Below are 18,584 nucleotides of genomic sequence, written 5' to 3' on the forward strand. Positions count from 1 at the left end.
CTGCCGGAATGACGGTCTTTTAGATGTGCATTAACCTGCCTGGACGGGCAGATCCGGCTTAAGCATTAGGAAAAGCTACATGAACCGTATGGATCTCATAAGGCTTGAAATCAAGCCTTATAGCGGGTCCATCCACCGTCTCAGCCTCCAGAGGCCGCTCCATCAGATCGCGCAGCTGCCAGGAGGAGACCGCATAATCGCTGCTGACATTCGCCGTGCAGCGTGTTCCGGTGAACTCATGCAGCCGGACAATACAGCCGCTGCCGTCTTCTGCCAGCTTCACGGCATCGATCGCAATGTTCGGAGCATCGCAGGTGATCAGGGATTTGCCGGCTCCGGCGGTGTAGGCGCCTTCCACGGCCAGAAGCGGCTGGTTCAGCGCCCACGCTTCCTGTACCGTGCCCGCAGCCACCCAATCCCCTTCATGCGGAAGCAGGGCATACGTAAAGCTGTGCTCGCCCTGATCCGCCAGCCGGTCCGGGCTGGTTGCCGATTTGATCAGCGACAGCCGCATCGTATGATCCTTGATGTCATAGCCGTATTTGCAGTCGTTCAGCAGACTGACCCCGTAGCCCCGCTCCGACAGATCGGCCCACTGATGACCCACGCTCTCGAATCGCGCATAATCCCAGCTTGTATTCCAATGAGTCGGCCGCTTCACATTGCCGAACTGGATATCATAGGTCGCTTCCGTAGCCCGCACAGCCACAGGGAAGGCCGCCTTCAGCAGCTGCTGCTGCTCATGCCAGTCTACATAGGTCTCGAAATCAATCCGCGCGCTTCCGGCATAGACCTTAACCTTCTGGACAATGGTGGAATCCATGTAGCTCCAGACGAATTCCAGCACCGCCTGAAGTGGCCCACACTCGGTCAGCTTGACAGAGCGCAGATCGCTGATGATCCGCATCTTCTCCTGGTAGAACAGGTCGATATCCCAGGCATCGAACATCTTGGGCTTATCCTCGAAGACCTGCAGCACATTGCCGCATTCGCCCGTTGCCAGCACCTCACGTTCTGCGCTGCGGTCGAAGATCCGGCTGAGCTGTCCAGATGCATTCCACTCCAGAATATAATAAGGAGTGGTTAGTGTGGAATCCTGCCAGCGGAAAGGAACGGTGGGTTCTGGCTGAGCGGCTTCGGAACCGCCAGGCTCAGCGGCAACAATCACTGCACTGCCCATCGCCGGAACCGCCGCCGTCTCCACCAGCCACTGCCCGCCGGAGCGCTGGGCAGTCAGCCGGTTACCTTCGGCATCTGTCCAGACAGCATTCTCGGCATCATGTGGCACGGTTGCCAGCCGGGGAGCGGTGAAGAATGCGCTGTTAAAGAGCGTATATTCTGTCTGCACCGGAGTTTTCGCCGGTGGGAGGTCAGCTTGCGCCACAGGCGGGAGAGCGTCATGTGCCGCAAGCGAACCCTCGGCAGACGCCGGAGGAAGGCCGACATGCACGGCAGAAGAATCCTCGGCAGGGACAGATGCGAGACCGGATTGCGCCGCAGATGAATCCTCAGCAGGCGCAGGAGTTAAGCCGACGAGTCCCTCCACAGCCGCCGCCCGCGCCGCCAGGCCAAGCTGCTCTGCTTCGGCATATTCCACCCGGGAATCCTGATACACCTCATGAATCGAGGAGCCGGGAATAATATCGTGGAACTGATTACGCAGAATGATCTGCCAGCCTTCGAGGAGCGAGCCCGCCGGATACTGGCTGAATCCGCCGCTCTCCGCCGCCCAGAGCATCTGCAGCCATTCCGCTTCACGGTATAGAAGCTCTAGTTTGCGGTTCATTTTTTTATTATAAGCTTGGCTTGTATAGGTTCCCCGGTGGTACTCCAGGTATAGCTCCCCATCCCAGGTATGCACATACTTCTCCGTAGCATCTATCGTCTCATGAAGCCGCTCGAAGTATTCCGCTGCCCGGCCCGTCTTCACCTGCGGAAGACCTGGCATCGTATCCAGCCGCCGCCGCATCTCCAGCATCTCGCGGTTGACACCGCCGCCCCCGTCTCCGTAACCATAGGACAACAGCAGCTCACGGTTCAGGTTCTTGTCCCGGTACTGTTCCCAAATTCCCTGCACAGAGAACGGCTCGATCAGACCGTTATAAGTGTAATACCAAGCACCCGAATTCGGACCCTCCGGCGTCGTGATGAAGTGGGTCAGCACCTCGCTGCCGTCAATCCCTCTCCACTGGAAGGTATCATGCGGCATCCGGTTGTACTGGCTCCAGCTGATCTTGGTGGTCATGAAGGTATCAATCCCTGACTTGCGCAGAATCTGCGGCAGCGCCCAGCTATACCCGAACACATCCGGCAACCATAAGTATTTGCAATCCACCCCGAACTCTTCTCGGAAAAACTTGGTCCCGTACAAAATCTGCCGCACCAGCGACTCGCCGCTCGTCAGATTACAATCCGCTTCCAGCCACATTGCCCCTCCGGCTTCCCAGCGGCCCTCTTCCACACGCTCCTTAATCTCCTGATAGATCTCCGGGTAGTCCTGCTTGATATACGCATAGAGCTGAGGCTGCGTCTGCAAAAAAATGTACTCCGGGAACTGCTTCATCAGCCGCAGTACGGTAGAGAAGGAACGGGCTGCTTTCTCCCGGGTGTGGGTAAGCCGCCATAACCAGGCCACATCGATATGTGTATGGCCGATGGCGGTCACCGTTACCGGATGCTCCTGCTCCATTCGGGCGAGCGCCTCTTGAAGCAGCGCTTCCGCCTCCTGGACTGAAGCATAGAATGCGGCGCTTCCGGGTCTGGACCAGTCCAGCAGGTTGAAGGCCTTGTTCAAGGCGGTTAGCAGCTCATGTTTCTGAATCTGGCTGTCTTGTAGCTGCTTGATCGTACCCAGCGCAGCCCGGCCGGTATAATAGAGATTGTCAGTGGACTCATCCAGATAGGCCAGCTCCGCCCGCATGATCTTGTGCTCCTGAGGGATCAGCTGACCGTCACCGTTCAGTCCCGACCATAAGCGGAACGTGAGCTCCAGCTCCCGGCCGGCCACGCCGTCTTCCAGGAATACCTCCTGATGGTTGGAGTCCACCCCCTGATAAGGCTTCCCGTCCAGGTACAGCAGCGATTCGAACCCGCCGTTATTGCCTCCGCCGGTGCGCCCAAAATCGAACAATCCGACAACACGTTTTCCCTGCCATTCGGCAGGTACGGTTACCTTGCGGTGCAGCCACAGATAGGCATCATAGCCGGTCCAATGCTCCCCGGTCCGCAGCTTCCTGTCTCCGTCAAGTACGGGCGGATAAGCACCGTTGGCCCCCTCCAGATCCTCAGTAACCTGCCATTCCTCAAGTGTAATCCCCTCACGGTACCTGTAACTCTCCAGCTCTCTCAACCGCGCACCAAGCTTCTCTTCTGTCCAGAACATAATCGTTCTCCTCCTTAGTTATAACACGTGTTATTAAGCGGGCAAAAAGTGGGGGGGAGCGGGCTGAGACCAGGGGCACTTATGCACCTCATTGGCTCATCCAGCCCACTTTTGGCTAAGTCAGGTGCACTTGTGCTCCTCATTCGCTCATCTGGCTCACTTTCAGCAAATTCAGGGGCACTTGTGCTCCTCATTCGCTCACCTAGCCCACTTTCAGCAAATTCAGGGGCACTTGTGCTCCTCATTCGCTCACCTAGCCCACTTTCAGCAAATTCAGGGGCACTTGTGCTCCTCATTCGCTCGTCTAGCCAACTTTCGGCAAATTCAGGGGCACTTGTGCTCCTCATTCGCTCATCTGGCTCACTTTCAGCAAATTCAGGGGCACTTGTGCTCCTCATTCGCTCACCTAGCCCACTTTCAGCAAATTCAGGGGCACTTGTGCTCCTCATTCGCTCACCTAGCCCACTTTCAGCAAATTCAGGTGCATTTGTGCTCCTCATTCGCTCATCTGGCTCACTTTCAGCAAATTCAGGGGCACTTGTGCTCCTCATTCGCTCACCTAGCCCATCTCCACTAGCTCATCTAGTTTACTTCCAGTCAACTTAGAGGGATTTATCCCTCTTATTCCAGCGTCTAGCCTACTTCCAGTCAATTCAAGGGGATTTATCCCTCTCATTCCCGCATCCAGCCTACTTTCAGCGAACTCAAAGGGATTTATCCCTCTCACTCCCGCTTCCAGCCCACTTTCAGCCGACTCAGAGGGATTTATCCCTCTCATTCCTGCCTCCAGCCCACCCGGCGCACTCCACGCCACCAACCGGACTATCTCCAATACCTCTAGCAGCTAACACTTTAGTTTTACTTGCACCACCATTTATGCGCTTTCCCCCGCCTTCAACACGGCCGGGAGCCAGATTTTCTCGGCCTGCCCTGCTGCACTCCCTCCGCTCATCTGCGCGAGCAGGCAGCGTACGGCCTCTTCCCCCATACTCACATAGGGGATCTCTACGCAGCTTAAGGAGGGCAGGCTGAGCCGGTCGCCTTGAATCGTGTTGTCTGCTGCCATAATACGCAGGTCTTCGCCGATCCGCAGGCCCAGCTTATGAGCAGCCCGATACAGATCGGGGATCGCGCTCGACCAGTTAACCAGGAGCGGCGCAGACGGCTGACCGCTGACCGCCGCAAGCCTCTGGAGACAATCAGCCCACTCGCCGCCATGCTCCTCCAAACGAATGATTACCGGCTCCATCCCACGCGATGTACACCAGCTTGTGTAGGCCTCCCGGCGGTTCCGTTCCGCCCAGTTATCCGTGTCAAGCGCATGATATACCTCGGCGTAGACCGGCCCCGGCTGCTGTGCCGTGCCTTTCCGCATCAAATAATTCATTGCGGTCTCCACACTGCCTGAATAATCAGCCAGTACAGAACATATACCCGGCACTTCCGCATACCCTTCCACGGAGACGTAGGGGACTCCGGCAGCGCTGACAAGGGACGCCCACTCCTCATCCTTGTAGCTAGTGTGGTCCAGGGTGACTATCCCGTCAATCTTCCGCTGGTGATACAATTCCAGCAGCTCGGCCCTGCCGCCCGCATTCCCCTTGGGGCGCGGAGAACAGAGCAGGATGTGATACCCGCCCAGCTCACACTCCCGCTGCATCCCTTCCAGCAGCCGGATGAACAGCGGATGGCGCGTATCCCCATAAGCGGCAAGTGTCATGCTTCTTCCCGTCTTCATGCTGCGTGCTCCAGCATCCACATGATAATTCAGCTCACGGATGGCTTCCAGCACAGCCTCGCGCGTATCGGCTCCAACACCAATGCCGGGCGTATCATTCAACACCGCAGAGACTACGCTGCGGGACACGCCCGCCCGTTTAGCTACATCGAAGCTGGTCACTCTTTTTTTACTCATACTTTTCAGCACCTCAAGGGAAGTATAACACGTGTTATAAAAACCTGTATAGCTTCTTATAGCTAATTATTGATATCTGAGTCAAACTGCCGCTTGAAAAATGGCAACCGTGTCATTATAATAAAAATGACGCACGTGTCATTATAAACAAGGAGGAATCCGAATGTCACCGAGAATCTCCGATCAGCAGAAGGAAGAAAGGCGCTCCAAAATCCTGAATGCTGCGAAGCTGGTGTTCACCGCCAAAGGCTATGAAGCCGCTACCTTCAAGGATATCCTGGATGAAACCGGGATGAGCCGCGGCTGGATCTATCTGTATTTTCAAACCAAGGCGGAAATCTTCGAGGCGCTGCTGGATCAGCAGGACATAGAGCATGAGGCTTACCTGGAAGAACTGGCAGCTAGACAACCTATGATCTGGAAAGTTATCCGGCAGATGTATGCCGATCAGCAGGCTGACCTAATGCAGATGCCGGGCGGAAGCTTTCTGCCGGCCTTCTATGAGTATTTTCTTGGCGGCTCAAGGGATAAGCAGCGGCGAAGCCTCCTGTTGAAACGCTACGAGACAGGTCTTTCACGCTTAGAAGCACTGCTTCGCACAGGAGTGGAACGCGGGGAATTCAGCCCTGTGCTGCCACTCGACCAGATTGCAAGAATTACAGCTTCTTATCAGGAAGGGATAGCAACGCATACCCTGGCTGTAGGAGCCGAGCTTGCCCATACGGAATTGCAGATCGAAGCGCTGCTAGATTATCTGAAGCAGCTGCTGAACCCCGGGCCCCGTCCGGCTCTGGAATAGGAGGCAACTTATGTCTGCGCTTTTTCGCAACCCTGTCTTCACCAGGCTGTTCTTGGCCAACTTTGCTTCCCAGCTCGGAACAGTGGTCGGAAATATGGCCTTTGCCTACTATCTGGTCGATCACTTCAGTACCCGTCCGGCGCTGGCGGCAACTGCTGAACTGATGTATTCTCTGCCTACCCTGGCCGTGTTCTGGCTGGTAGGGGTTATCGCCGATCTGCTTGACCGCGCCCGTATCGCTGTATACAGCGATTGGATCAGGGCGGGATTAACTCTGCTGCTCCTCGTTGCCTTACATTTCGAGCTGTTGACCTTATGCTTCCTGTTGCTCTTCCTGCGCAGTGCCGTAGCGAAGTTCTTCGGTCCTGCCGAGATGGGATTGCTGCAGGGTAGCATCGGCCAGGAGCAATATGTGCAGGCTGTTGGCCTGAACCAGATGATTATGGGACTGTTCATGCTGTTCGGCATGAGCCTTGGCGCATTCGCCTACCGCTTCCTTGGAATTGAGGGTGCCATTCTAATCGACGGCATCAGCTTCCTCCTCTCCGGACTGCTCATTCTAAGCTGCCGGTTCCATGAGGATGTACGGATGCCCGGCGGTCACCACGCTCTGAGGGATATCCGTTTTCCCCGGCTCATCGGGGATTTCCTGGAAGGTCTTCGTTATATCCTCAGTCACAGGCTGCTCCTGACGCTCATCTCCGGCTTCCTGTTCTTCGGGATCGTCAATGGGGTGTTTGCGGTTCTCCCTATTTTTACAATGAAATACAAGCTCAGTCCCGGTTCCTACATGCTTCATGCCTCTCTCATTAATCTGTGCCTGGGCATCGGGTATCTGGCCGGAAGCCTGGCAGCCTCCCCGCTGATCCGCCGGTTCACACGGAGCCAGGTGCTGATCACCGGACTGCTGCTGTCCAGCCTGCTCATTGTTGCGCTGGGCTCGGCGAATAGCGTCTGGGTCTATCTTCCGCTCGTTCTCATAGAAGGCTTCTGCATTGCTCCTGTGAATATCGCTATCGGCAGCTGGCTGCCGGAGCTGGTCATCCCGAGGAATATGGGGCGTGTTAATGCTCTGATTGAGCCCATTATGATGCTCGGCCATTCGCTGGCGCTTGGGCTGGTTGCCTTTGCTTTTCCGGCTATTGTATCCATCACTTGGCTGCACTATCTTCTGGCGGTATGTACGCTGCTGGTTAGTGTATATTACGCTTTCGCTCTGCCGCCGCTGGTCCGCAGACTTTCCTTAAATAAGGGTGACAATTCGGCGGCTGAGCGTGCTAGCTAGAACATGTATTTCTGAGCAAAAAGCCCCGCAGTCCATAATCAACGTCACTCATGGCTACGGGGCAACTTATTCATTTCTGCAGTTCCTGGTCCTTTTGCTTCAGCAGATCGGCGTACTCTTCCTTGTACTGTTCCAGCTTCTGCTTGAGCTCGGCATTGCCGGGACTCGTTTTCAACAGGCTGCTGGTGGTCAGGATGTTAGTAACCACGGTATCGATTTTGTCGTCAATAATATCAATTTTACTCTTGGCCGCAGTTATGGCAGGATCAGGGGGGCTAACCGGCACAGGACCAACCAGCGAGCTTCTCTCGTCAGACAAAGGAGGAGCCGCCCGCCCTTTATCGTCCAGACTGATCGTTTTACCCTTCACTGTCACTTGGAATCCGGCCAGTTCGCCGATGGCGCGCACGGGCGCATAGCTCTTGCCGTCAATAACAATAGCCGGATCGGCCAGCTTCTTCCCATACACATTTATCGTATACTCCGCCTGAATGGCCTTTCCTACCAGTGTTGCAGAAGCGCCCAGCGCCTGCGCACCCACCATCAGTATCGCTCCGGCAATGACTCCGGCAGCAATCTTTTTCATAAGAAATTCACTCCCTGTATAAGACTATGACTATTATTCTATCATTTTATTGCGTCGGGTGCTTCTCATCAGCAGAAAACAGCCTTCAGTTATTTTTCCAAATGAGCTAAAAGCAGCTTAAGGATTGACAACGCAGCTATTCGTCTCTATCATAATTAAGTGATAATGATTATCATAATCATTATAATACATACTCTCTTAAGGAGCATTGCACATGCCAAGCCTCAAAAAATTAGTACTCCCGTTAACACTGCTTCTCTTCACCTTGATCCTGGCTTCCTGCGGCAAGCCAGATAATACAACTACTGCGTCAGTTCCTACAGCCGCCGCCACAAGTCAGGCAACCACAGCGCCTGAGGCCAGCAAGGCGGCTGTCACGGAAGCCGCTGCTGCAACACGGATGTATACCGATTACAAGAAACGGGAGGTTGAAATTCCAACTCAGCCCCAGAAGATTGTGTATGTAGGCAGTAATCCGGGTGACTTGCTTGCACTAGGCATTAAGCCTGCAGGTGCTTCGCTAAGCGTCATCGGTACTCAGGTGGCTTACCCCGATCTGCTCGAAGGGATTGAGGACATCGGTTATCCGTTCTCTGCTGAGAAGATTCTGGCCTTATCCCCGGACCTGATTATCTTCGACGATTGGGACGAGACCGGGATTGAAGCGTTAAGTAAAATCGCGCCAACCGTGGTGGTGGGCCTTGACGGCACCTTCCCGACGGAGGAGCGTGTCCGGCAACTCGCTGACTTGTTCGGCCGCACGGAAGCTGCGGACCGCTGGTTCAATGATTATAAGACGAAGGTTGCCTCCGTGAAGAAGCAGCTCAACCTGACCGAAGGCGATACAGCCACCTCCCTGCTTGTGCTTGGCTCGGAGCTGTACATTATGGGCAGTAAAGGTCTGAACGAAACGTTGTACGGACAACTTGGCTTCAAGCCGGCAGAAGGCGTACAGAAGCTTGTCGATGCCGACGAACGGTTCGTAACCATATCCGACGAGGTGCTGCCACAGTATATCGGAAAGCATATGTTCCTCCTTACCGACACCAGCAGCAAAACAGTTGCGAGACAGAACGCACTTATGGACACCGGTTTATGGAAAGCGATTCCTGCCGTTAAGGAAGGCCGTGTATACACCTTCGACAGCAAATATAACTTCGATGACCCGATTACCCTAGACCGGCTGCTGGATGAGATCGTTGAGATTTTTGGCAGCAAGGGTGCTAAGTAAGCTTATCAGACAAACTCGTACGACTAATTCTCTGCACCAAAAAAAGGGATGTTCCGCAGCCATTTCAATGGCTACAGCGAAACATCCCTTTATCTTTGTCGACAGGTTTAGTAGGAGGAACACCATCCTTTTATTGACAAAATGTAACGGGTTGATTACACTAATAATGTAACTGGTTGATTACATTAAGAAAGGAGTCCGTTACATTGATCCGAAATCGCATTAAGGTGTTGAGAGCTGAACGAAACTGGACACAAGCCGATCTGGCAGAGCAGGTCGGAATTTCCCGGCAAGCCGTAATATCCATTGAGAAATATAAATATACCCCATCGCTGGAGCTGGCTTTCAATATAGCGAAGGCGTTCAATGTATCCATTGATCAAGTATTTATACCAGGGGAGGAAGAAGAATGATTTACCAAATCGTAATGATTATAGTAATAGTGTTTGTAGTGGTATGCACTATTTCCCTACAACTCTTCAAGGCTGTAAAAATAACGAAATATAAAAATGATGAACGGTGGAAATTGGTCCAGAGTAAGGCCAATAATGCAGCAATGCACTACAATAACTTACTCAATCTGGTAGTTTGTATCGGATTAATTGTCACCCTATTCACCGACATTCAATTTACAATGTCTATTAGCAATTTACTAACCTATTTACTGCTTATACTCTTTATGCGGGATGCTATCGAACTAGCAGCCTTAAGATATTTTGATAAAAGATTATAGAGTTGGCAGGCCCCTTCCGGGCAACTCCACAGCGTTCAGCATTAACCATGCGCAACATGGATACGCTACATTTAATTATGTTCAGTTTTTCACATGCATTTGGCCCACGTACCCCAGTGTGCTCATTGTAATCGGTTTTCCGATTACATTCGGTCCACATGCCCCGCGACAGCGCATTGTAATCGGTTTTCCGATTACAATTGGCCCGCGTGCCCATGCAGCGCCGAATGTGTTCGCTTTTCCGCATACATTCCGCCCATGTACCATCGCACTACTCCTCGTCAAAAAGACTTAGGCTGCCCGGGAAAATCCCGGCAGCCTAAGTCTTCGTCCAGCCTATATTTCCACTCCCTCTTACCTGCCCGCCCTCACTGAAACCGCACCCTTCGCAGCGATATCAAAGGTCAGTAATTCTTTCCCCTCCAGCCGCACAGCCACGGTCTCCGGCGTCTCCCCGTCGTTGAACAGGACGACTGCGATGGACCCGTCGCGGTTGCGGAAGGCTACGGAGCGCACCGGTTCATGGCTGGCGACAGATTCCAGGCGCACTGCCCCCGGGCGGATTACTTTACTGAAATGTGCCAGTGCATAGTAGTCCAGGGTATAAGTCAGCTCCCGGGTCTGCTGGTTGACCGTCACTACCCCGCGGCAGGTGCTCTCGCCGAAGCCGGGCACCGTAGGGCCGTTCTGCTCATCCAAGGCCATATTCCATAGCACGAATGACTTGCTGTGATTCCGCAGAATCTCAATTCCCGTGCGCATCACATTGGAGAAGGCCTCCTCGAACGGAGGAATCCATTCCCCGCCGGAGCCTTCGGTGAAATGGACCTCATGATCCGGGTAAGCCGACAGCACCTCCGACTGCGCGGACGCCGCACCGCCATACCAGTGCCAGGCTACGCCGTCGACATCTGCTGCGGCTTCCTCCAGCACAGACAGCGGATAATCCGGCCGGTCCCAGTTATGGTCGTAGCAGAAGATTTTGGCGGCCAGCCCGTGCTGCCGGAAGGCAGGCTTCAGATAGTCGCGGATGAACTCCCGCTGCTCCTCCGGCAGCATCAGCATACTGGGATAATGCTGCGGCTCATAGAGCGGCTCGTTCTGCACAGTAACAGCATAGATAGGTAAGCCATGAGCGGCATAGGCCTGAATATAGCGGACAAAATAATCCGCATAGACTCCGTAATACTCCGGCTTCAGCCGCCCGGCGATCATCGAGCCGCTAGTCTTCATCCATCCCGGCGCACTCCAGGGGGAGGCCATCAGCTTCAGCTCAGGATTCAGCCTCCATGCCTCCTGCACCAGAGGAATGATGTCCGCTTCATCGTGGGCGATGGAGAATCCGGCTAACTCCGGATCGCTCCCGCCTTCAGGCAGGTCGTTATAACTATAGACCGTTCTTGCATAATCCGAGGCCCCCATGGGATTCCGCAGGAAGGACAGGCCGATGCCCTCCTGCGGATCGAACAGCTTCTGCATAACCTCTGTCCGCTGCCCGGCGTCAAGCACCTGATGAATCAGGTAGGCGGACGAATCAGTGAAGGAAGCCCCGAAGCCATCCATCTCCTGATAGGTCTTACTTGCATCAATGTCTACAGTAACCGTAACTCTGCCAGCAGGAGCCTGCGGCAACGCCGCAGCAGGCTGTTTCACGAACAGGCTGTTCTCTCCACTAGACTGGTATATGATAATTTCACGCATATTCTTTCCCTCCATCCTGTTACTTAAGCGGGCCTTCCCCCTGCACCTTGCTTACTTAATGCCCAGCTTTTCCTTGTTGGCCTTCATCTTCTCGCTGCGAACCTCAACAATCTTGCTCCAGTTGTTCTTGTCGAGGAATGCTTCATGATCGGCCAGCGTACTGTCAAAAGCAGCCTCGTCCTTGGCACGGATCATGCTGACCAGCGTGGTGTTCCAGTTCGTATTAATGGCCGTCTGGCCACGGGCCTCCGGCGTCCCCTGATCAGGGTTAATATTCTCCAGGATGAAATGCGGCTTCAGCTTGCCTTTGCCCCATTCCTGCATCTGCTTAATCGACTCTGGGAACGCGTCCTTGCTCAGCGCTTTGTGGCGGTCATGTCCGAAGAACATGAATTCGCCCATGCGGTAGTCCTTCTTGAACTTATCCGCATTATTAAGCTGCAGGTCCTTCACTTCCGGCAGCAGCTCAACCGTACCGTCCGGGTTGGATTTATAAGTTACGCCTTCAATCCCGTAGTTCATCAGCTTCTGCCCTTCTTCGCTCAACAGATAGGTGAAGATCTGAATCGCTTTGGCCGGGTCCTTGCAGTTCTTGGTGATATAATTGATCATCCAGCCGGTAATCCCGGATTGATTCAATGTCGGCTGATGACCTACGGTGCTCTGCGGCCCGTCAACAGCCATATACTCCTTACCGGGATTGGCGCTCATGAAAATCTGCAGATTGCCGCCCTGCTGTGGCGTACCATCGAGCAGCATGGCCGCATATTTGCCGGACTTTACCTTTTCCTCAAAGCCGGTTCCGTCATCCGCGAAGCTATCATCACTGATCGCCCCATCTCTGTACACGGCATTCAGCGTCCGCAGCCAGGTCAGATAATCCTCATCCAGATTGCGGTTGTAGAACTTGCCGTCCTCTGTCTCCAGCGGAACGCCGATGAAATCCTGCAGCGCATCCCCGAGTGAACCGGTCCCTTCCCCGATGGCATTGAACCCGAAGGGGATCATGTCCGGGAACTTGGCCTTAATCTCGCTCATAGACTTCCTGAAGGCCTCCGGGGTCCCGAAGTCAGGGCTGCCCAGCGCTTCATACACATCCTTGCGGATGACAAAAGCCGTCTTCGCCGGAATATTACCGCTGTCATAATCCGCTTGTGTATTGGAATAGTTCGGATAACCGTAGGTTTTGCCGTCCTTCAGCTGGAACCAGTTCAGCGTGTCGGCAGCGGCCACCTTGTTGAAATACGGATCATACTTCTCCGCCAGCTCATTGAGCGGAAGCGCCCAGGTCGCGGCCTTTTGCACAACCGGGGAATTGGAGTCGAAGATCGTCAACAGATCCGGCATATCGCCGCCCGCGAAGAACGTATTCAGCTTCGTATCGTCCCCGGTAATGAACTTGATGTTGATGTTCAGATCCTCTTTGATCTTCTTGGTGACTACATCCTTGCCGAAGTCTGTATTCCACCAGTCCGCGTTCACATACCAGGTTAAGTCCGTAGTCTCGCTCTTCTTATCCAGCTGCCAGGCCGGAGTCTCGGGGTCTACCGTATACCGGTTGTCCAGGGACACCTCTACCGCCTTAGTGTTGCCGCCGCCTGAGCTGCAGCCTGCCGCTACCAGCATAGCTGCCATCAGGAGCAGCGCGGGTTTAAGCGTTTTTGTGCCGAGAACTTTTGTCATCTTGATCATATTCATGACCTCCTATAATGTAGTGAACCTCTTCTACTCCTTGACCGCTCCCAGCATCATGCCGGAGATGAAGTACCGCTGAAGAATGGGATACATCGCAACAATCGGCAGTGTGGTAATGACAATAGTTGCCAGCTGAACCCCTTTCGTGGTGGTCTCAATGACGACGGAGCCGCCGATATTCTGCATGGACTGGGTCTGCGACTGCACTATAATCTCATACAGCTTCATCTGCAGCGGGTAGAGCGCCTGATCGGTGATATACAGCTTCGTGGTCATGAAGTCGTTCCATTGTCCCACCCCGTTGAACAGGGCGATGGTTGCCATCGCGGGCATGGACAGCGGAATGAAGATTTTGAGGAAAATATGCCAGTCGCCTGCGCCGTCAATCTTGGCCGACTCTTCCAGCGAATCCGGCACGTTCCGGAAAAAGTTCATCAGAATCACCACATCGTAATAGCTGAATAAGGCTGGGATAATATACACCCAGAAGCTGTTCAGCAGCCCGAGCGATTTGATAAGCAGATACGTCGGAATCATTCCACCGGAGAAAAACATTGTGATCACGCCCATCGCCACATACAGCTTGCGGCCGCGGATGTATCTTTTGCTGAGACCGTAGCCGATCATTGCGCAAAAGAACACGTGAGTGATTACCCCGAGGAACGTCTTGGCGACCGAGACAACGAAGGATTGACCGATCGTGCTGTCATTGAAGACCGCCCGGTAATTCTCCAGCGAGAATTCTTTGGACCAGAAGATGAATCCGCCCTCGGCAAGCGCCCTGCCTGAACTAAGGGAAGAAATAATTACGTTCCATAAGGGAACGAGGATAATAACCATGAAGCAGATCAACAGCATCTTATTCACCGCATCAAAGATCCGGCTGTCGAGACCTTCCCGTATGACCTTCCGATTCACTCTAGCGCCCCCTCTACAACACGGATTGATTATCGTTCAATTTACTGGTGACCTTGTTGGCCATAAGCAGCAGGATTACCGACACAATGGAGACACCGAGGCCGACAGCCGTAGCATAAGAGAAATCGCCCTGCGTCATCCCCATCCGGTAGACATAGGAATTGATGACTTCAGCCTTGGCCCGGTTCTGCGAGTTCATCAAGACCAGCGTCTGATCCAGATTCGAGCCGAGTAAGCCGCTTACCGTCAAAATCAGATTCAGGCTGATGATCGCCTTCATGTTCGGAAGGGTGATATTCCATATCTGACGCAGCCGGCCAGCTCCATCAATCCGGGCCGCTTCGTAGTAAGTGGGGTCAATTTTAGCCATAATGGCCAGATACAGAATCGTGCCCCATCCGGCTTCCTTCCAGATATCCGACAGTGTGGCAATCCACCAGTACTTGCCTGCATCCAGCAGGATGTTGGACGGCTTCGAGATCAGCCCGAGATTCAACAGCAGCTCATTGAACAAGCCGGACGTAGAGAACCAGGTGATCAGCATCCCGCCCAGGACGATCCACGACAGGAAATGCGGCAGATAGGAGATCGTCTGGACGAATTTTTTGAAGCGGCCCATGTTCAGCTCATAGATCATAATGGCGAGAATAATCGGAATGATGAACCCGATCCCAAGCTTCAGGAAGCTGATGCCCAGCGTATTGACGACCGCATCCCAGAAATATTCGTCCGACAGAATAATCCTGAAGTTGTCCAGCCCCACCCAGGGTGCAGTGGATAAGGTATCGATGACCGTGTAATTCTTAAAAGCAATCGTTAGCCCGTAGATGGGTATGTAGCAAAAAATAATCATAAAAATAATGCCCGGCAGCACCATCGACTGAATCTCCCACTGCCTTTTGTAATCGGTTACAAAATCCTTGATCCGCTGCCCCATGGGCTTCTTGGCGGACGGCGGGATCGCTGGCGGGATGGAAGCTGATGCAGCAGACGCTGATGTTTTATTCATGATCTTGTCCCCCTCTCCATTGAGATATCCGGATGGTGCTCAAATTGGTGCTCAAGGCAATAAAAACGTTTTTATTTTGGCGCAAAAAATCCCCCTCCTGTAAAATCAGTTTCACAAGCTGCCCTCTATCTGCGGTCCTTCCGCTCCAGCTTCACATGACTTGAGCCTCTTACGACAAGCTCGCCCTGCAGCTTCTGTGCTGCTCCCTGCTCCTTGTCTTGAATCATGCGGACCAGATGATCAATCGCCAGCATGCCCTGTCTTGCAATCTGATTCCTTACCGTCGTGAGCGGCGGCGAATAATAAGGGGCGATATCAATATCATCGAAGCCCATCACGCTGACATCCTGCGGCACTTCATAACCGTAGCTCTTGAGCGCTTGAATACAGCCCATTGCACTGATATCATTGCCAGCCAGGAAGGCGTCAGGGACTCTCGCGGGATGCAGACGGAGGTAAGACTTCACGGCATTATAGGTGCTATCCTCTTCAAAATACCCCTGAAGGATAAAATCCTCCTCCACCGGAAGCTGGTATTCACGCAGCGCGGCCAGATAGCCTTCCTTCCGCTGCACGCTGTCGAACATCGTATCCACGCCGGAGATATAGGCAATCCGCTTATGCCCCAGGCTGATTAAATACTTCGTAGCCTCATAGCCTGATTCGTAGGAATCAAAGATAATGCTGCCCATCCCTTCATCCTCCAGCACCCGGTCCAGAAACACCGCCTTAATCTTGTCTTTCTTCATAGCGGCAATGTCCTGTTCGTCAATGCCCAGCTCCTCATAGATAATGACGCCATCCACCCGCCGTCCGAGGATATTGCTCATAATAACTTGTTTGTCCTTGGTGACGAATACATTCAGGCCATAGCCCATGCGGTCGCACTGACGGGACATGGATTCTACCAGCTTGTAGAAGTACGGACCGGACACACTTGTCGTGAAGAATCCCAGCATCTTCGTGGTCCCCGATTTCAGCAGCTTGCCGTTCAGATTCGGAACGTAATTCAGGCGCTGGGCCACCTTCAGAATATGGGCTTTGGTCTCCGGGCTCAGCACATCTACATCATTCAGGGCGTTGGAGACCGTCGAGATGGAGACCCCGGCTTCCCGTGCGACATCCTTGATCGTTATCTTAGCCATATCAATGTTCCTTTTTGATAAAAACGTTTTTATTGACTATAAAGTAACATGAAACCGCTTTAAACACAACACTTTTTCTCATTTTCTTGTCCATCCACCTTTTCCGCTCATTATTGCCCGCCGGACGTGAGGCCTAACCTCTGTCTAGCATACAATAACTTCTATGTCATTAAATTCATCTTATTTTACTATAAGACAGCGGGATTTAGCTATGCGGGAGTGAGGGTGCACAGCAGACTTATGCCAAGTGGAAACGGCTTTGCCGTCCTTTCAAAGGACGGTACCGTTTCGGCGAGAAATAGAAAGATAATGTATAGCGTGAACCCTATACATTTTTATATTTCAAAGAAAGGCCTTCCTTAGCTTGGCAGGCCTTCCTTTGGCATATCGTATTATTTGGTCAAGCCCAAACGCCGGTAACGCATTACTCTGCGGTACATGGATTTATCCTTCAGCTGATTAAAAATGTATGGATCAGGATTCATATTTACTTCAATAATCCACGGCTTCAGTGAGTGGTCTAGTCCGACATCTACACCGAACTGCCGGTGGTGCGGATAAGTCTTCTTCAACTGCTGCGCTATGCGTGTGCCCAGCCGGTTCATGTCCCCCTTAAGCTGCACAAGCTGCTGCGCAGACAGATGGGTGGAGAGCAAATGCTCCACTGCGGTCGGTTTACCGCCGCTGTGGTAATTGGTCACAATTTTGCGCGGGTGCCCGAGCCGCCCGATAATTCCGGTAGCTTCCCATACGCCCTTGGGACTGAGCTGCACCATCACCCGGATATCGAAGCGGCGCCCGTGATGCTTCAGCAGGTGGATACCTTTTTGCAGCAGATAGCTCCTCTTGCCGATTCTTGCCGCCAGACTGTGATGAAAAGCATCAAACGTAGCGAACCGGCGCACGGTCTCCTCATACTGATAGATATATCCCTGCCGGTCCTTCCGCTCTGCGCGGATCACGCCCATGCCATACGTTCCCCGTTCCGGCTTGATATAGATCATTCCATAGCTGTGCATCATCTGCTCCAGATTACGCCTGTTAAATCTCCGGGTATCGGGGATGAACCCCTTGATTGTCTCGTTCTTAAGCAGCAGTTGTGTCTTATACCATTTGCTCAGTCCTGAATGAACTTGTTTGGCTGTCACTTATGCACTCTCCTGTCCGGGCTGGGAGACTCCGCTCCATTTTTACATAAAAAAACATATTCACTGCATCCTATGCCGGTAGAGATGCCATGGAATATATCATTTGCCCCGTATGAAAAGATTAACTTAGTGCAGGATAATTGCCCTCTCCACCACAGCTGCGCAGGCATACCCTAGTGAAGACGTTCAAATGTCAATATGTGTATGGAGATGAATCCATGTCCTTTCCTGCCGTAAGTGTAACCTCAAGCGCTCCACCGATCGACATCCTGATTCCTGCTATCGAAAAGGACCTCGCCACCCTCCCTTATGTGATTGATAGTCTTCGCCGTTATGTCCAGCACCCTATCAGTAATATCTATATTATCTCGCCGGAGAATAGTAGAATCAGACAGCTGTGCTCCCGGAAAGCTTGCGTCTTTGTCAATGAAACCACCGTCCTCCCATTCACCAAAAAAGCAATCCGTTATTCCTCCTCCCGCTGGAACCGGTCTGGCTGGCTGTATCAGCAGCTGCTCAAGATGAATGGGGATCAGGTATGCCGCGAGAAATACTTCCTAGTCATTGATGCAGATACGGTGCTTATCCGTCCCCATCGCTTCCGTTCCGGCGGGAAAAGCATCTTCTATTGCCGCAGCTGGAGCCAGCCGGAGTATTTCCGCACCTACCGCAAGCTGCTCGGTGTACCTGCGCCTTCGCCCAAGTCGTTCGTGACCCACTACATGCTGTTTGAGTCCGCGAAGCTGGCCAGTCTCAAAAGAAAAATTGAAGCCCGTCACGGCATGTCCTGGCATGCGGCTATTCTGCACTCCATCAACAAGAAGCGGCAGTTCGGCTTCTCTGAATTCGAGACCTATGCCAACTACGTGTACAGCACCAATCGCACCTCTGTGCTGCTCAAAAATGCCAATAATAAAGCGCTGAAGACCCCGGCGGGCTCGCTGACTGAGGCGCAAATCCGCAAGTACGCCGGGACTTACCGTTCGCTCTCTTTCCATCAGCGCAAGGGATACTCCACTCCGGGCAAGCCTTAAGGA

General features: G+C 53.1%; 15 protein-coding genes. 5 read left to right on the top strand and 10 right to left on the bottom strand.

All coding sequences use genetic code 11. The annotated features are described in order from the left end of the window. Positions 1-58: 58 nt before the first annotated feature. The 3 genes from C162_RS24170 to C162_RS24185 all read right to left on the bottom strand — a co-directional run bounded on the left by C162_RS24170 (position 59) and on the right by C162_RS24185 (position 5,297). Positions 59-3,382: an alpha-mannosidase gene (locus C162_RS24170; protein WP_036698572.1), complete on the bottom strand. Its 3,324-nt coding sequence runs from the start codon at positions 3,380-3,382 to the stop codon at positions 59-61. A gap of 559 nt (positions 3,383-3,941) precedes the next feature. Beyond that, positions 3,942-4,160 carry a hypothetical protein gene (locus C162_RS24180; RefSeq protein WP_143804213.1) on the bottom strand — a complete coding sequence of 73 codons (219 nt, stop codon included), beginning with the start codon at positions 4,158-4,160 and terminating at the stop codon, positions 3,942-3,944. A 96-nt stretch (positions 4,161-4,256) separates the two neighbouring features. Next, complete coding sequence (locus C162_RS24185; protein WP_036698577.1) at positions 4,257-5,297, bottom strand: LacI family DNA-binding transcriptional regulator; 1,041 nt, start codon at positions 5,295-5,297, stop codon at positions 4,257-4,259. A gap of 163 nt (positions 5,298-5,460) precedes the next feature. Here C162_RS24185 and C162_RS24190 point away from each other — a divergent pair, with 163 nt between their 5' ends. Then, a complete protein-coding gene (locus C162_RS24190; RefSeq protein WP_051493879.1) occupies positions 5,461-6,096 on the top strand; it encodes a TetR family transcriptional regulator in 636 nt (211 codons plus the stop codon). Between the two features lie 10 nt (positions 6,097-6,106). Then, a complete protein-coding gene (locus C162_RS24195) occupies positions 6,107-7,381 on the top strand; it encodes an MFS transporter (RefSeq protein ID WP_051493880.1) in 1,275 nt (424 codons plus the stop codon). Between the two features lie 70 nt (positions 7,382-7,451). Here C162_RS24195 and C162_RS24200 read toward each other — a convergent pair whose 3' ends face one another. Then, a complete protein-coding gene (locus tag C162_RS24200; protein WP_036698579.1) occupies positions 7,452-7,967 on the bottom strand; it encodes a hypothetical protein in 516 nt (171 codons plus the stop codon). 214 nt (positions 7,968-8,181) lie between these two features. Between C162_RS24200 and C162_RS24205 the strand changes: the two genes are divergently transcribed. Continuing rightward, positions 8,182-9,198: an ABC transporter substrate-binding protein gene (locus C162_RS24205; RefSeq protein ID WP_036698580.1), complete on the top strand. Its 1,017-nt coding sequence runs from the start codon at positions 8,182-8,184 to the stop codon at positions 9,196-9,198. A gap of 206 nt (positions 9,199-9,404) precedes the next feature. Further along, positions 9,405-9,611 carry a helix-turn-helix transcriptional regulator gene (locus C162_RS24210; RefSeq protein WP_036698582.1) on the top strand — a complete coding sequence of 69 codons (207 nt, stop codon included), beginning with the start codon at positions 9,405-9,407 and terminating at the stop codon, positions 9,609-9,611. 674 nt (positions 9,612-10,285) lie between these two features. On the opposite strand, the gene C162_RS24220 is transcribed toward C162_RS24210, so the two are convergent. From C162_RS24220 to C162_RS24245, 6 genes are all read right to left on the bottom strand, one after another. Beyond that, entirely contained in the window at positions 10,286-11,632 is a 1,347-nt protein-coding gene (locus C162_RS24220; protein WP_036698584.1) for a glycoside hydrolase family 30 protein, read from the bottom strand. A gap of 51 nt (positions 11,633-11,683) precedes the next feature. Then, positions 11,684-13,324, bottom strand: coding sequence for a sugar ABC transporter substrate-binding protein (locus C162_RS24225; protein ID WP_036698587.1), 1,641 nt, complete (start codon positions 13,322-13,324; stop codon positions 11,684-11,686). A gap of 33 nt (positions 13,325-13,357) precedes the next feature. After that, entirely contained in the window at positions 13,358-14,185 is an 828-nt protein-coding gene (locus tag C162_RS24230; RefSeq protein WP_143804221.1) for a carbohydrate ABC transporter permease, read from the bottom strand. 73 nt (positions 14,186-14,258) lie between these two features. Further along, positions 14,259-15,254 (bottom strand): ABC transporter permease, encoded by a 996-nt coding sequence (locus C162_RS24235; protein ID WP_051493881.1) that lies wholly within the window; start codon positions 15,252-15,254, stop codon positions 14,259-14,261. A gap of 125 nt (positions 15,255-15,379) precedes the next feature. Beyond that, complete coding sequence (locus C162_RS24240; RefSeq protein ID WP_036698589.1) at positions 15,380-16,399, bottom strand: LacI family DNA-binding transcriptional regulator; 1,020 nt, start codon at positions 16,397-16,399, stop codon at positions 15,380-15,382. A 392-nt stretch (positions 16,400-16,791) separates the two neighbouring features. After that, complete coding sequence (locus tag C162_RS24245) at positions 16,792-17,547, bottom strand: YheC/YheD family protein (RefSeq protein WP_036698591.1); 756 nt, start codon at positions 17,545-17,547, stop codon at positions 16,792-16,794. 218 nt (positions 17,548-17,765) lie between these two features. Between C162_RS24245 and C162_RS24250 the strand changes: the two genes are divergently transcribed. Beyond that, on the top strand, positions 17,766-18,581 hold the full coding sequence (locus C162_RS24250) for a DUF6492 family protein (protein ID WP_036698594.1): 816 nt from the start codon (positions 17,766-17,768) through the stop codon (positions 18,579-18,581). Positions 18,582-18,584 lie beyond the last annotated feature (3 nt).

The sequence above is a fragment of the Paenibacillus sp. FSL R7-269 genome (assembly GCF_000517865.1).
GTDB lineage: Bacteria > Bacillota > Bacilli > Paenibacillales > Paenibacillaceae > Paenibacillus_AQ.